The sequence below is a fragment of the Phenylobacterium sp. genome (genome assembly GCF_044371015.1).
Lineage (GTDB): Bacteria > Pseudomonadota > Alphaproteobacteria > Caulobacterales > Caulobacteraceae > Phenylobacterium.
Genome location: NZ_JBILUK010000018.1, coordinates 1 through 14759, shown reverse-complemented (window position 1 = coordinate 14759; position 14759 = coordinate 1). Strand labels below are relative to the sequence as shown.

12 protein-coding genes, 1 tRNA gene and 1 pseudogene are annotated in these 14759 nt (G+C 67.0%); 5 read left to right on the top strand and 9 right to left on the bottom strand.

Going from position 1 to position 14759, the window contains the following annotated elements:
• The first annotated feature begins 16 nt into the window (after nucleotides 1-16).
• A complete protein-coding gene (locus ACIQ3R_RS03055; protein ID WP_397414950.1) occupies nucleotides 17-1486 on the top strand; it encodes an MFS transporter in 1470 nt (489 codons plus the stop codon).
• 3 nt (nucleotides 1487-1489) lie between these two features.
• Here ACIQ3R_RS03055 and ACIQ3R_RS03050 read toward each other — a convergent pair whose 3' ends face one another.
• The 6 genes from ACIQ3R_RS03050 to ACIQ3R_RS03025 form a co-directional block, all read right to left on the bottom strand.
• Complete coding sequence (locus ACIQ3R_RS03050) at nucleotides 1490-1927, bottom strand: HIT family protein (RefSeq protein WP_397414948.1); 438 nt, start codon at nucleotides 1925-1927, stop codon at nucleotides 1490-1492.
• Nucleotides 1928-1991: 64 nt separating this feature from the next.
• On the bottom strand, nucleotides 1992-3152 hold the full coding sequence (locus ACIQ3R_RS03045) for a GNAT family N-acetyltransferase (protein WP_397414946.1): 1161 nt from the start codon (nucleotides 3150-3152) through the stop codon (nucleotides 1992-1994).
• Entirely contained in the window at nucleotides 3149-3895 is a 747-nt protein-coding gene (locus ACIQ3R_RS03040; RefSeq protein ID WP_397414944.1) for a glycerophosphodiester phosphodiesterase, read from the bottom strand. Before ACIQ3R_RS03040 ends, ACIQ3R_RS03045 begins: the two co-directional genes overlap by 4 nt.
• On the bottom strand, nucleotides 3892-4353 hold the full coding sequence (locus ACIQ3R_RS03035) for a RidA family protein (RefSeq protein ID WP_397414942.1): 462 nt from the start codon (nucleotides 4351-4353) through the stop codon (nucleotides 3892-3894). Before ACIQ3R_RS03035 ends, ACIQ3R_RS03040 begins: the two co-directional genes overlap by 4 nt.
• A gap of 88 nt (nucleotides 4354-4441) precedes the next feature.
• A complete protein-coding gene (locus ACIQ3R_RS03030) occupies nucleotides 4442-4876 on the bottom strand; it encodes a phasin family protein (protein WP_397414940.1) in 435 nt (144 codons plus the stop codon).
• A 142-nt stretch (nucleotides 4877-5018) separates the two neighbouring features.
• Nucleotides 5019-6422: a Mur ligase domain-containing protein gene (locus tag ACIQ3R_RS03025; RefSeq protein WP_397414937.1), complete on the bottom strand. Its 1404-nt coding sequence runs from the start codon at nucleotides 6420-6422 to the stop codon at nucleotides 5019-5021.
• A gap of 226 nt (nucleotides 6423-6648) precedes the next feature.
• Here ACIQ3R_RS03025 and ACIQ3R_RS03020 point away from each other — a divergent pair.
• Nucleotides 6649-6724 (top strand) — tRNA-Asn (locus tag ACIQ3R_RS03020).
• Between the two features lie 18 nt (nucleotides 6725-6742).
• Here ACIQ3R_RS03020 and ACIQ3R_RS03015 read toward each other — a convergent pair.
• A complete protein-coding gene (locus ACIQ3R_RS03015) occupies nucleotides 6743-7198 on the bottom strand; it encodes a VOC family protein (RefSeq protein ID WP_397414935.1) in 456 nt (151 codons plus the stop codon).
• 172 nt (nucleotides 7199-7370) lie between these two features.
• Between ACIQ3R_RS03015 and ACIQ3R_RS03010 the strand changes: the two genes are divergently transcribed.
• Nucleotides 7371-8438, top strand: a complete 1068-nt coding sequence (locus ACIQ3R_RS03010; protein ID WP_397414933.1) for an efflux RND transporter periplasmic adaptor subunit — start codon at nucleotides 7371-7373, stop codon at nucleotides 8436-8438.
• Between the two features lie 24 nt (nucleotides 8439-8462).
• A complete protein-coding gene (locus ACIQ3R_RS03005) occupies nucleotides 8463-11696 on the top strand; it encodes an efflux RND transporter permease subunit (protein ID WP_397414931.1) in 3234 nt (1077 codons plus the stop codon).
• An 11-nt stretch (nucleotides 11697-11707) separates the two neighbouring features.
• Here the strand turns inward: ACIQ3R_RS03005 and ACIQ3R_RS03000 are convergent, their stop codons facing one another.
• A complete protein-coding gene (locus tag ACIQ3R_RS03000) occupies nucleotides 11708-13564 on the bottom strand; it encodes an ABCB family ABC transporter ATP-binding protein/permease (RefSeq protein ID WP_397414928.1) in 1857 nt (618 codons plus the stop codon).
• 133 nt (nucleotides 13565-13697) lie between these two features.
• Here ACIQ3R_RS03000 and ACIQ3R_RS02995 point away from each other — a divergent pair, with 133 nt between their 5' ends.
• Nucleotides 13698-14300: a TIGR00730 family Rossman fold protein gene (locus ACIQ3R_RS02995; protein ID WP_397414926.1), complete on the top strand. Its 603-nt coding sequence runs from the start codon at nucleotides 13698-13700 to the stop codon at nucleotides 14298-14300.
• 15 nt (nucleotides 14301-14315) lie between these two features.
• On the opposite strand, the pseudogene nadE reads toward ACIQ3R_RS02995, so the two are convergent.
• Nucleotides 14316-14759 (bottom strand): annotated as a pseudogene (gene nadE / locus ACIQ3R_RS02990) (NAD(+) synthase); the annotation flags it as partial.

The window sequence follows — 14759 nt, the reverse complement described above, 5'->3', positions numbered from 1 at the left end:
GAAGAAACGCCGCCAGATGACCGACGCCAGCGCCGCGACCACCTCGCCGCCTCCGCCCAGCTTCGCGACAAAACTCGCCTATGGCTTCGGGTCTGTCGCCTTCGGCGTGAAAGACAATGGATTCAACTACTTTCTGCTGCTCTTCTACAGTCAGGTCATCGGCGTCGACGCCCGCCTCGTAGGCTTGGCGATCACCACCGCCCTGGTGCTCGACGCCATCAGCGACCCCATCGTCGGCTACTGGTCGGACAACCTGCGCTCGCGCCTCGGCCGTCGCCACCCGTTCATGTACGCGTCCGCAATCCCGGTGGCGGCCACCTACTTCCTGATGTGGAACCCGCCCCAGGGCTGGTCGGACGAGGCCCTGTTCGTCTACCTGCTGGTGATGGCGGTGCTGATCCGCACCTTCATCACCTTCTATGAAACGCCGAGCTCCGCCCTCGCGCCTGAGCTCACCGAGGACTACGACCAGCGGAGTTCGCTGCTCAGCTTCCGGTTCTACTTCGGCTGGACCGGCGGGAACGTCATGTCGGTGCTGATGTTCATGGCGCTGTTCCCGATGTTCGTAACGGCGACCATCCAGGACGGCCGTTTCAACCGCGATGCTTACGAGCTCTACGGGATCATCGCCTCGGTGCTGATCTTCATCGCCATCATGGTGTCGGCGGGCGGCACGCACTCGCGCATTCCGCACCTCAAGCCGCCGCCGCCCAAGCGCCAGATGTCGTTGGGCACCATCTTCAAGGAGATCCTGGAAACCCTGGTCAACCGCGAATTCGCCTCGCTGTTCTTCGCCGCCCTGCTGGGCGCCATCGCAACCGGTCTCTCCGCCGCCCTGGCCTTCTATTTCAGCATCTATTTCTGGGGCTTCACGCCGCAACAGATCGGGTGGATCACGGTCAGCGTCTTCGGCTCCGCGATCATCGGTTCGGTGATGGCGCCCTACATCACCCGGACCCTGGGCAAGAAGCGGGGCGCGATCATCATCGGCCTCGTGGCCTTCCTGGGCGCACCGCTGCCGGTGACGCTCAAGCTTTTCGGCGTCCTGCCGGATGATCCCAACTTCAACTTCCCGATCGTGGTTCTCACCACGATGATCGACACCGGCCTGATCATCTGCTTCCAGATCCTCTCGTCCTCGATGCTGGCCGATCTGGTGGAGCAGGCCGAGCTGCGCACGGGCCGCCGGTCCGAGGGCCTGTTTTTCGCCGCCTCCACCTTCATCCGGAAGACGGTCCAGGGCATCGGCGTGATCGCCGCAGGCTTCGTACTGTCGTTGTCCGGATTCCCGACCGGCGCATCGCCGGACCAGGTCACCGACGAGACCCTGTGGCGCTTCGGCGCGCTCTATGTGCCCACCATCCTCACCATCTGGATGGCGATGATCGCGGTCATGGCTACCTACAGGCTCACCCGCGAGGGCCACGAGGATAACCTGCGCGAGCTGGCCAAGGCCCGCGCCGCGCGCGCCGAGGCCGGGGAGTAGCCCTCATTCGATCCGGGCGGAGATCCGGGCGGCGAGGTCCTGCAGTTCGGCCATATCCGCCATCTGCCCCCCGCCGTGCCGGCCGAGCGGCTGATCCGCCCAGCGCGGGATGATGTGCACATGCAGGTGAAACACGGTCTGTCCCGCGGGCGCGCCGTTGAACTGGGTGATCACGACGCCGTCGGGATTCAACGCCGCGCGCACCGCCTGCGCCACCTTCTGCACCCGCACCATCAGCGCCGCGAGCCGCTCCGGAGTCTCTTCGAGGAGATTGCGCGCCGTCGAGCCTTTGGGGATCACCAGGGTGTGGCCGCGGGACTGCGGAAACACGTCCATGAAGGCCAGGACGTGGTCGTCTTCCCAGACCTTGGCGCAGGGCGCCTCGCCGCGCAGGATCTTCGCGAAGATGTTGGCGCTGTCGTAGGTTCCGTCGAGGCTCATGGATCGCTCCTTGGTCGTAGCGGCGCCGTATCAAATCCGTCGGCAGGGCGAAACAGTCGTCCGATCAGCCTTGCCGGAACGGCGAGAACGCCTCTTCCAGCCACTCCATCTCCTGGTCCACGGCTGCCCGCTCCTGTTCCAGGAAACGCATGACCGGCTCTCGCAGCCTGGGGTCGGCGATCCAGTGGGCGGAGTAGACCGGCCTGGGCAAATAACCGCGCGCGATCTTGTGCTGGCCCTGGGCGCCAGCCTCGACCCGCGCCAGGCCGTGGTCGATCGCCCACTCGATCGCCTGATAGTAGCAGAGCTCGAAATGCAGGAACGGCACGTCCTCCACGCAGCCCCAATGGCGACCGTAGAGACAATCCCCGCCGATCAGATTGAGTGCGCCAGCGATCCACCGCCCGCTCCGTCGCGCCATCACCAGCAGCACCCGGTCGGACATGTTGGCGCCGAGCTCGGAAAAGAACGCCCGGGTCAGATAGGGCCGGCCCCACTTGCGCGCGCCGGTGTCCATATAGAACTGGAAGAAGGCGTCCCAGTGATCCTCGGTGATGTCTGCGCCCGTGAGCGTGAGCACCTCGACGTCGGCCTGCGCGTCACGCCGCTCCCGGCGGATGGTCTTGCGCCGCCCCGATGACAGGTCGGCCAGGAACGCCTCGAAGTCGGCGTATCCCCGGTTTTCCCAGTGGTATTGCTGGCCCTCGCGCAGGCCGAGCCCCTCCCCGCCCAGCCAGCGCCATTCGTCCTCGGTCACGAAGTTGAGGTTGAGCCCCGAGGCGCCCATGCGCTCGCAAAACGCCAGCCCGCCGGAAAGCAACAGCCGTCGCGCCTCATCGAGGTCCACGTCCGACCGGACCAAGAGCCGCGGCCCCGTCGCCGGCACGAAAGGCGCCGCAGACAGCAGCTTGGGATAGTATCTCCCGCCCGCCCGCTCATAGGCGTCGGCCCAGGCGTGGTCGAAGATGTATTCTCCCTGGCTGTGGCTCTTGATGTAGAGCGGCATCACCGCCGCCACCCGGCCCGCCGCATCGTCCACCACCAAGTGGCGCGGCCCCCAGCCGGTGCGCTCCACGGCGCTCTCGGACACCTCAAGGGCGTTCAAGAAGTCGAACCGAATGAAAGGATTGCCGGAATAGTCAGGGTTGTCGGCGCACGCGTCCCAGGCCTCGCGTCCGATCTCGGCGATGCGGCCGGCCACGCGGACCGCCGGAGTCAACGTCACGCGGCGAACCCCTCGAAGATCAGGTTGTCGCAACCTGCCTTCACCCGTTCCCACTGGGCCGGTTCGCGCACCGTCCAGGCGATCACCGGCATCCCTTCGGCGCGCATTTCGGCGGCGCGCGCGGAGGGCAACATGTCGAGTCCCAGGGCCAGGAAATGCGGCCTGGCGATCTCCACATGCTCGAGCGCCGCGAACGCACGCCGTTGATCCTCCGCCATATGCGGCGCCCGATCCCAGCTGTAGCTGTCCAACCCGCGCAGCACGCCCGGATAGCGATCCGCGAACCAGGCGTGCGAATAGGGATTGAAACCGATGATGCAGAGCGGCCCCGCATGATCGGCGATGATCTCATGCACCCGCCGTTCCAGCGGTCCCACCTCGCCGAACGGGATCTTGAGCTCGATGTGCACCATCGCCCGATGACCGATCTCCACCAGCGCCTCGCGCAGGGTTGGAATGGTCTCGTCGGTTCCGGCCAGCTTCAGAGCGCCCAGGTCAGCGGCCGTCCGGTCTCGCAGGCGGCCCTCGGCGCCGGTCATCCGGGCAAGCTTGTTGTCATGGAACACCATCGCCTCGCCGTCGGCGGAGAGATGCACGTCCAGTTCGACGCCGTAGCCGGCGGCGCAGGCGGCCTGAAACGCCCCCAGCGAGTTCTCCGGCGCGCCGTCCGGCCGCCATAGGCCGCGATGGGCGACCGGCGGGTGGAACAACAGATCCCAGGCCTCGCCGAAGTCGGTCGTCACCGGACCTGCACCACGGCGTCCACCTCGACAGCGAAGTTCATCGGCAGGCGATAGACGCCCACCGCCGAGCGGGCATGCCGGCCCGCATCCCCGAACACCTCGACCATCAGATCGGAACAGCCGTTGACCACCTTGGGTATGTCGAAGAACGCCGGCCCCGCCTGGACGAAGCCGCCCAACTTCACCACCCGGACCAGCCGGGAGAGGTCGCCGTCGCAAGCGGCCTTCATCTGGGCCATGAGGTTCACCGCGCAGATCCGCGCGGCCTTCACGGCGGTGTCGAAGTCGACGTCCTCGCCGACCACGCCGCGGATCCCGCCCGAGGCGTCGACCGACACCTGGCCCGAGATGTGGACGAGATCGCCGACACGGACGAACGGCACATAGTTGGCGACCGGCGCGTTGGGCGTCGGAAGCGTCAGGCCGAGCGCGGCCAGGCGGTCTTCAGGACTGGACATGGTGTGTCTCTAGCCCTGGCTCGACCAAAGAAAAAGGGCCGGCCCTCGCGGACCGACCCTCGTTCGTACGCCTACTGTAACCTGAGGCTTAGCGGAAAGCCTGGAACTTCTCGACGGCGGCGGTGACGCGCTCGTTGAGGGGCTTCATGGACTCCTTCACCGACGAGGACATCGTCTCCGACATCTTGGCGAATTCGGCCATGTAGGTTTCCATCGCCGACTTGGCGAACTTGGTCTGCAGTTCGACCACGTCCTGCACGCTCTTGGCGCCGGCCAGAGACTTGGCGGCCGCCACGTTGGTCTCGAACATCGACTTCGAGAAGGCCATCGCCTGCGCGCTCAGCGCTTCCGCGCCCTTGGCCGAAGCCGTCGCCGAGGCGACCAGGGCTTCCAGGTTCTTCTTCGAGTGAGCGTTCATCTCGTTCATCGCGGCCAGGCTCTTCTCAACGCCGTCCTTGAAGGCGACGTTGGTGGCGGCGGTGAACTGTTCGACAGTGTTTTTCGCGGCGTCGGCGGCGGCCATGGGGGGCTCCTGGGGGCTGGATACGGATCGACGGTTCGGTGGGACTCTGGGTCCCGGATCACAGCCGCTTGTCTCATGTTGCACTGCAGCAGTCAACGACGTTTTGTGCACTGCAACATAACCGTCGCACGAAAGCCCGGGGTCAGCCGTACAGTCGCTCAAACACCCCCGGCAGACGCTCCGGCAGGCCGAGGAGCGGCCCGGAGGAGAGCAGCAGCACCGCCTGATCACCGGAGAGACCGGACAACGCCGCCTCGGCCGCCTCGGCTGTCTCAACCGGATGCGCCGCGACGCCCGCGGCGCGCACGCGGGCCAGGATTTCCGACAGGCTCGACTGGTCGTGGCTGGCTTCGCCATGATGCGGCGGCGGTGCGATGAGCACCTGGTCCACGCCTTCAAACACCGTGTCGTACCAGGAGAGCGCCTCGCGATTCCGCCAGGAGAAGGTGTGCGGCTCGAACACCACCGTCAAACGTCGGTCGGGAAAGTGCAGCGCCATCGCGTCGATCGCCGAGCGGGCCTTCTCATAGGAGGAGCCGAACCCCTCGATCAGCGGGATGCGCGACTGCGACGTCAGCCGGTCGAGACGCCGTCGAATGCCCTGGAAACTGGCCACCCCGTTCGCCAACCCAGCTGCGTCCACCAGCTCGCGCTCCAGCAGATAGGCGCCGACGCCGACGATGTTCTCGATGTTGTGCGCGCCGAGCAGCCCCGTCTCCAGAGCCGCCTCACGCCCCCCCGGACCAACCAGAATGAACCGCGAGCGCTCTGCGAACACGACATCCCGCGCCCACCAGTCGACGTCCGCGCCCGGCTCGGTATCGTACCAGACCACCTTAGCCCCGGTTTCGCCGATCACCGCCCGCACCGCAGGGTGCGCCCGCGCGGTCACCAGCCCATCCTGCGGGACCAGGCGCAACAGCTCGCGGAACGGCGCCTCATAGGCGGCGAAGGTCGGGAACACGTTCACATGGTCGTGGATCAGCGAGGTCAGCAGCACGTCCTGCGGGTGATAGAGCACGAACTTCGAGCGCCGGTCGGTCGGCCCGACGATGTACTCGTCACCCTCCAGCACCACCTGAGGCGCCGCGCCCCAGTGGCCGGTGTCCGGCAACGACGGCGAAATGGCCCCCACCATCCAGCCGGCGTCCACGCCCGCCTCGCGCAGCACATGGGCCATCAGCGCGGCGCAGGTGGACTTGCCGAATGAGCCGGCGACCACCGTATTGCGCCGGCCCGCGGTCGCCTCGCCCACCAGTTCCGGGAAGGTTGTGACCTGCACCCCGCGCCGCCGAGCCTCGATCACCTCAGGATTGGCCTCGCCGCCCAGCTTGGCGCTGGCGCCCAGCACCAACCGATCCAGCCCTTGCGGCAGGTTGCCGGCCGCGAATCGCCAGGCCACCGGAAAGCCCAAGCCCTCCACATAGGTCGACATCGGCGGGAACGCCTCGGCGTCCGAACCGCTGACCTGATGGCCCGCCTCGCGCATCATCAGCGCCGCCGCCGCCATCCCTGCGCCGGCGATCCCGGTGAAATGTATCCGCATCCCGCGCCTTATCGACGGATTCGCCGCCGCCGGATGGAACTCGCTGCGCCTGTTTACCCGAGCTTAACCACGAGAACCGACTCTCCTCGATGTCTTCCATGAAGACACCCCACCAACACCGACTTCATAAAGCCCGGCCTCGCGCCGGGCTCTTTTTTCGAGGCGCGTCGCACGCCTTGCGAAACCCGGCGGCCCGGCGTATAGGCCCGCCCTCTCGTTGGCCTGATCCCCGATAGCTCAGCTGGTAGAGCAGTCGGCTGTTAACCGACTTGTCGCAGGTTCGAGTCCTGCTCGGGGAGCCACGAGAATTCTCCCAGCGCCTACCAGACCCCGACGTTCGGCATCGACGCCCACGGCTCGGCCGGCGCTAACGCCGGACCGGCCTGCAGCAGCTCCACCGAGATGTTGTCCGGCGAGCGGACGAAGGCCATGCGGCCGTCGCGCGGCGGGCGGCTGATCGTCACGCCGCCGTCCATCAGGCGCTGGCAGGTCGCGTAGATGTCGTCCACGGCATAGGCCAGATGGCCGAAATTGCGGCCGCCGCCGTAGTCTTCCGGATCCCAGTTGTAGGTCAGCTCCACCAGCGGCGACCTGCTGACGATCGTTTCGCCGCCCGCAGCGGCGGCCTCATCGCCGGGCGCGCAGAGGAACACCAGGGTGAACCGCCCCAACGGGTTTTCGACCCGCGAGACTTCCTTAAGCCCCAGCTTGTCACAGTAAAAGGCGAGTGAGTCGTCGAGGTTGGTCACCCGGACCATGGTGTGCAGGTACTTCATGGGGCCTCCCGTCGGCGCTCGCTGGGGTGTCGAACTTAGAGCCCGCATGTGACCGCGATTTCATTTGCACGCAATCGGCGTCGGCCGCACAACCGCCGCAAGCTGCGAGACGACAGCGACAGGTGTTGGTTGCAGACATGCGAACGCCAAAGAGATCGGGGATGATCAGTCTATGCGCCTGAAACCGCAGTACATGTTCATCGTCGCGGTGGTCGCCGTGCTGGTGCTGTTCTTCCTGCTGGGCGCGGTGTTCGGCGGCGCAGGGCCGGACGCGAAGGCCAAGGGCCCCGCCGCGCCCTCGGGCCCGCCCACCGTTCAGGCCAAGGTCAGCACGCCGGTCCAGCGCGAATTGCAGGTGGTGATGCGCGGCCGCACTGAAGCCGCGCGGAGCGTGGTGGTCCGATCCGAGACCGCCGGCGTGGTCGCAGCGGTCCCGGCCGCCGAAGGCAGTTTCGTGCGTCAGGGTCAGATCCTCTGCCGCCTGGCGGTGGATGCGCGCCAGGCCAGCCTCGATCAGGCGCGCGCCGCGCTCCGCGCACGTCAGCTGCAACGCGAGGCGGCCGCCCGGCTCGCCGAGCAGGGCTATCGCTCGGAGACCCAGGTGCTGGAGAGCCAGGCCGCGCTCGACGCGGCCCAGGCCGGCGTGCGGGTCGCCGAGATCGCCCTGCGCCAGGTCGAGATCCGCGCGCCCTTCTCCGGTGTATTTGACCGACGCGACGCCGAGGTCGGGACCTATCTGTCGCCCGGCCAGCCCTGCGGAACGCTGATCGAACTCGATCCGCTTCTGGTGGTCGGCGACGCGCCCGAGACGGAAGCCGGCCGGCTCAAGGCCGGCGCCCCGGCGCAGGCCCGGCTGGTTTCGGGTCAGGTGCTGAACGGCCGGGTGCGCTTTGTCGCCCGCGACGCCGATCCGCAGACCCGGACCTATCGGGTGGAAGTCGTGATCCCCAACTCCGGCAACGGCACACGATCCGGCCTCTCGGCCGAACTGCGCGTCAACACCGGCGTGGACGTCGCCCACCTGGCCCCGGTTTCGTCCCTGGTGCTCGACGCCAAAGGCCGACAGGGCGTGCGCCACGTGCTGGCCGATGGTCGCGCGGCCTTCAGCCCGGTCACGGTGCTCGAGGAGACGCCCGAGGGTCTGTGGGTGTCGGGACTTTCCGGTACTGTGAACATCATCACCGTCGGGCAATCGTTTGTCGCCGACGGCCAAAAAGTGCGCGTCGCCCAGGCCCGCTAGGCCGGGGCGGGACGGGAGGTCGGCATGGTCGGGTCTCTGATCGAGGGCGCCATCAAGCGCCGTAAGGTGGTCCTGGGGGTGACCCTGATCGCCGCGCTTTTCGGCCTGTTCGCCTATCTCTCGATGCCGCGCGAAAGCGAACCGGACATCGACCTGCCCTACATCTCGGTGGTGGTTCCCTACCCCGGGGTTTCTCCCGAGGACGCCGAGCGCCTGCTGGTCAAGCCCATGGAGATCGAGCTCCAGACCATCCAGGGCATCAAGTCGATGAACGCGGTGGCGCGCCAGAACGCCGCCGTTGTGACGCTCGAGTTCGAGGCCGACTTCGACAAGACCAAGGCGCTCGAGGACGTCCGCGCCAAGGTCGACCTGGCGCGCGGACGTTTCCCGCCCGACGCGGAAGAGCCGATCATCGAAGAGATGAACTTCTCCGGGGAGCCGATCTTCGGGATCGTGGTCTCAGGCTCAGCGCCGGAGCGAGAGCTGTTCCGGATCACTCAGCAGCTCAAGGAGCGGCTGGAAGTCACGGACGGGGTGCTGGAAGTCTTCATGTCCGGCGGCCGGGAGGAGGTGCTCGAGGTCACGGTCGATCCGCTGCGAATGGAGGCCTATGGCGTCACCACCGGCGAACTGGGCCAGGTCATCGGGCGCAATAACCAGCTGGTGCCCGCCGGCAATCTCCGATCCGGCTCCGGCCAGTTCGCGATCAAGGTGCCGGGCGTTGTCGAGCGACCGGAAGACATCCTGGCGCTGCCGATCAAGCGCAATGGCGATCGGCTGGTGACGGTGGGCGACATCGGCGAGGTGCGCCGCACCTTCAAGGAGCCGAGCTCGATCAGCCGCTTCAACGGCCAGCCGGCCTTCGTGCTGGAGGTTTCCAAACGTGGCGGCGCCAACATTCTGGACACCGTCGCACGGGTGAAGGCGGTCACCGAGGCCGACGCCAAGCGCTGGCCGGAAACCGTAAAGCTCGACTACGTCTTCGACGAGAGCGACTTCATCGGCCGCACCCTGGTGGTGCTGGAGAGCGGCCTGATCATGGCCAGCCTGCTGGTGATGATGATCATCGTCGCGAGCCTGGGCATCCGGCAGGGCCTGATCGTCGGCGCGGCGATCCCGATCTGCTTCCTACTCGCCTTCCTGATGGCCAATGGCATGGGCGTGACGCTGAACATGATGGTCATGTTCGGCATGGTGCTGGCGGTTGGCATCCTGGTCGACGGCGGCATCGTGGTGGTCGAGTACGCCGACCGGAAGATGGCCGAGGGTCAGCCGCGCGACGAAGCGTTCGAGGCGGCCGGCAAACGCATGTTCTGGCCGGTGTTGAACGGCACCCTGACAACCCTCTGCGCCTTCGTGCCGTTCATGTTCTGGAACTCGATCGCCGGGAAGTTCATGAGCTTCCTGCCGCTGACCCTGTTCTTCGTTCTGGGCGCCTCGATCTTCGTGGCGCTGATCTTCATCCCGGCGCTGGGCTCGCTGGTCGCGCGCAAGGCTGCGGTCGATGAAGAGCACCTCGCCGAGATCATGAAGTCCGAGCACGGCGATCCTCGCGAGATGAAAGGCTTCATGGGGTGGTACGCCCGCATGCTGACCACGCTTGGCGAGCATCCGACCCGGACCATGGCCGCCGGAGTCGTGATCGTGGTGGCGATCTTCATGTGGTTCGGCTCGACCCAGCACCGCACCGAGTTCTTCTTCAGCGACGAGCCGGAGACGGTTTCGGTCTTCGTCAAGGCGCGGGGCAATCTCTCGCCCGAGGCGCAGGACGATCTTGTCAAACAGGTCGAGGCCCGACTGCTCAACATCAAGGGCGTGGAGTCGATGAGCGTACGCTCGGGCGGATTCGCCGCCAACGGCGGGCCCAATTCGGCCCCGAACGATACGGTCGGCCGAATCTACGTCAACTTCCTCGAGTTCGAGGACCGTCAGGCTTTAGGCTTGCGCGGCTGGGATATCGAGGAGGAGGTCCGTCGGCGTGTGGCCGACATTCCGGGCCTTCAGGTCGAGGTTCGACCGCCCGACGCCGGGCCGCCGGTCGGCAAGGATGTTCAGGTGCAGATCCGCAGCCATGATCCTGCCGCCCTGGCCAGGGCGGCCGACATGGTCGCCGCAAAGCTGGCGGCGGATCGCCAGTTGATGGAGCGGGAGGACAACCGCACCTCGCCGGGCATCGAGTGGAACCTGATCGTCGACCGCGAAGCGGCGGGCCGCTACGGCGTCGACGTGCTTTCGGTGGGACAGACCATCCAGTTCCTCACCGGCGGCGTGCTGATGGGCCGTTTCCGGCCGGACGACTCGGAAGACGAACTCGACATCCGGGTTCGATTCCCACCGGAGGCGCGGAACGTCGCGGCGCTTGAGAAACTCAAGATCACAACGGCCTCAGGCGCCGTTCCGGCCAGCTATGTCATCAAGCGGGTCCCCGCCCAGCAGGTGACCCAGATTCAGCGGCGGGACGGCCAGCGGCTGGTGATCATTCAGGCCAACGCCATCGAGGGCGTCGCCGGAAACCAGAAGGTCACCGAGCTTCGTCCATGGCTCGAACAGAACCTCACCGACCCGGCGATCAACTGGAAGTTCATCGGCGCCGACGAGGAGGGCCAGGAGGCGGCGGTCTTCTTCATGGTCGCCATGGCGGCCGCGCTGTTCATGATGTTTGTGATCCTGCTCTGGCAGTTCAACAGCTTCTACGGCGTCTTCGTCACCCTCTCGGCGGTCATCCTGTCCACAGTGGGCGTGTTGCTGGGCATTCAGGTCAACCTGGCCGGCACCTTCGACTACATCTCAATCATCATGACCGGCACAGGCGTTGTGGCGCTGTTCGGCGTGGTGGTGGGCCACAACATCGTGCTGGTCGACACCTTCTACCATCTGCGACAGGCTGGTTACGCGGCCGATGAAGCCGCCGTCCGCGCGGCGGCGCAGCGTTTCCGGCCGGTGATCCTGACCACGTTGGTGACGGTGGTGGGCCTCTTGCCGCTGATGTTCCAGGTGCATCCCAACTTCCACACCGCGCATATCGAATTCAAGGCGCCGGGCTCGGAGTGGTGGGTCCAGCTCTCCGCTTCGGTGGTCTGGGGCCTCTCGTTCGCGACCCTGCTGACGCTTATCCTGACGCCGGTGATGCTGGCTGCGCCGAAGGTCTATTCCCGCCGCTTCGGCTGGATCCGCGACCATACCATCGGTCCGCGCAAGCCGCGGCGCCGCGACCCGACGCCGGTGCGCGCCAACGACATACCGGAGGCCGCGGAGTAGATCGGCCGGACCTATTTGGCTCTAGCCGCGCCCCGAGTCTGTCGCTGCCACAGCCGCGCATACTCCCCGCCGGCCGCCAGAAGCTCGGCGTGCGTTCCACGTTCGGCGATCGATCCCCGCCGCAGCACCAGGATCTGGTCGGCGTCGGCGATTGTCGAGAGGCGGTGGGCGATCACCAGAGTGGTGCGCCCGGCGCGCGCCTTCTTGAGCGTCTCCTGAATGGCCGCCTCGGTGGGACCGTCCAGCGCGCTGGTCGCCTCGTCCAGGATCAGCAGGCGCGGATCCGCCAACAGGGCGCGGGCGATGCCCACCCGCTGACGCTCGCCGCCGGAGAGCTTCAGGCCGCGCTCGCCCACCCGGGTCTGGAGTCCGTTCGGCAGGCCATCGATGAAACCGCCGAGTTCAGCCGCCTCGGCCGCCGCGCGGATCTCCGCCGCGGAGGCGTCGGGTCGGGCGAATCCGATGTTGGCGCCCAGGGTGTCGTTGAACAGCGCCACATCCTGCGGCACCAGCGCCACCGCCCGTCGAAGGTCGCCCAACCGCACCGCCCGCAAATCCACCCCATCCAGGCGGATGCCGCCCTCCTTCGGGTCCAGCACGCGCATGGCCAGGCGGACCACTGTGGTCTTCCCCGCGCCGGACGGGCCGACCAGGGCCACGGTCTGGCCGGGCGCCGCCTCGAAGCTCACGTCCAACAGACCCGACGAGCGCGCATCATGCCTGAAACCGACGGCCTCGAAGGCCAGTGAAGCGCCCTGCCCGCTGGCCGGGGGCAGCGGCGCGGCGTCCGCCGCCTCGACGATTCCGGGCTCCAGCGCACGCAGCGCCACCATCTGCTCCATGTCGATCAGGCCCTGGCGGATCTCTCGGTACTGGAACCCCAGCATGCCGAGCGGCGCGTAGAGGCCCGAGAGCAGGAATACCGCCATGGTGATATCGCCGATGGAGAGCGTGCCGCCCGCCACGCCCATGCCCGAAAGCACGGTCATGGCCGCCAATCCCACGTTCAGGATCAGAGCCTGAGCGGCGTTCAGCAGATTGAGAGAGCCATTGGCCTTGGAGCTGGCGTCGACATAACGCGACATCGCATGGCCATAGGCGTCGGTCAGACGGCCTTCAGCGCCGAAGGCCTTCAGCGTCTCATAGTTCATCAGCGCGTCGGTGAGCTGGCCTGCGGCGCGGTTTTCCGTCTCGTTGAGCTCCCGACGGTGCGACAATCGCCAGTCGGTGATCCGGAAGGTGATCACGGCGTAGATCACCAGGGTCGCGAAGGCCGTCGCGGCGAAGCGCCAGTCCAGACGGACGGTCATCACGATCATCGCCAAGATCAGTTCGATGAAGGTCGGACCGAGGCTGAACACCAGGCTCCGGATCAGGAAATCGGTGGAGCGCGCGCCCCGGTCGATGACCCGAGCCAGGGTTCCGCTCTGCTTGCCCTGGTGGAAATCCATCGAGAGCGAGAGCGCGTGGCCGAAGCTCTCCACCGCCGCACGCGCCATGGTCGATTGCGAGACCCGGGTGAAGATCGCATCGCGGGCGAACGGCGCACAGGCCGCGCCGAGCCTGAGGCCCGCAAAAGCCAGCACCAGGCCGATGAACGCGCCACCCACGACCACGCCGCCCTGCGCCGCAGGCGCGAGGGTGTTGATCGCATCGCCCAGCATCACCGGCGCCAGAACACCGCCCAGCTTGCCCGCCACCACCAGCACCAGGGCTGCCGCAATTCGCAGCCGCAGCTGTGGCGCGCCCGAACGCATGACCAGCGCCGCCAGGTCGCGCATCGAGCCCCAGAACGAGAACCGCGCGCCGTCGGGCTCGACCGCCCCGGGGCCGCTGAATCGGCCGTGTGCGACGTGAACGTGGCTCAAGACGCCAAGTCTCCTGAACGGCCAGTCGCTCTGGACCAAATCATCGCTTGCCTGTCGCCCCCGAAGCCCCGACCCTTCCGAACACGCCACGCCGAAACGCGGCCGGGCCGGAGAACTGTGGAGAGCTTAAGGGATGCCGCGCAGGAACCAACGGTTGGAATCGGCCTGCGTGTTCTGCGGTTCGTCCGATGAGGCCGATCCGGCCTTCCTGGCGGCCGCCCGCGCGGTCGGCAAAGCCCTCGCCGATTCCCGGATCCGGCTGGTCTATGGCGGCGGCGGCGTCGGCCTGATGGGCGCGGTGGCGCGTTCGGCGCACGAAGCGGGCGGCGAGGTGCTCGGCATCATTCCCACCTTTCTGGTCGGCGCTGAACGCGCGCTGGAGACGGTGGAGCACATCATCGTCGACAACATGCATGAGCGAAAAATGCTCATGTTTCAGCGGTCGGACGGCTTCGTTATCCTGCCCGGCGGCATCGGCACGCTGGAAGAGGTGGTCGAATTGCTCTCCTGGCTGCGCCTGGGCCTGCACGCCAAGCCGGTGGTGTTCTACAACCCGCGAAATTTCTGGGACCCATTGTTCAAGCTCTTCCAGCACACCGTCGACGAACGGCTGACGCCGCCCGAGTTCATGGACGCCTGGGTCTCGGTGGATCGCCCGCAGGATGTCGTCGCCGCCCTGCTCGACCGGGGCCGAGAAAGGTATCCATCCGAGGCGGCCGTTGGACGTCGGGGCTAGGGGCTATACCCGCGCCTAAGGCACGTTGGCCTCAAGCTCATCCAGCCAGATCCGAGCCGTACCGTCGCTCGGCGCCCGCCAGTCGCCGCGGGGGCTGAGGGCGCCGCCGGAAATCACCTTGGGCCCGTTGGGCACGGCCGAGCGCTTGAACTGGCTGATCTCGAAGAAGCGGAACAGGAACACGCCCAGCCAGCGCTTGATCGTCGCCAGGTCGTAGGCGTTTCGCGCCTCCGGCGGGAAGTTCGGCGGCCAGAGCCCCGCCTGCGCGTCGCGCCAGGCATGCCAGGCCAGGAACGCCACCTTTGAGGGCGGCAGGCCGTAGCGGGTGATGTGAAACAGGCTGAAATCCTGGAGTTCGTAGGGACCCACCTTGGCCTGGGTCGACTGGATGGCGCCGCTGGCGTCGGCGGGCACCAGCTCGGGCGAAATCTCGGTGTCGAGGATGGCCAGTAGGGTGGC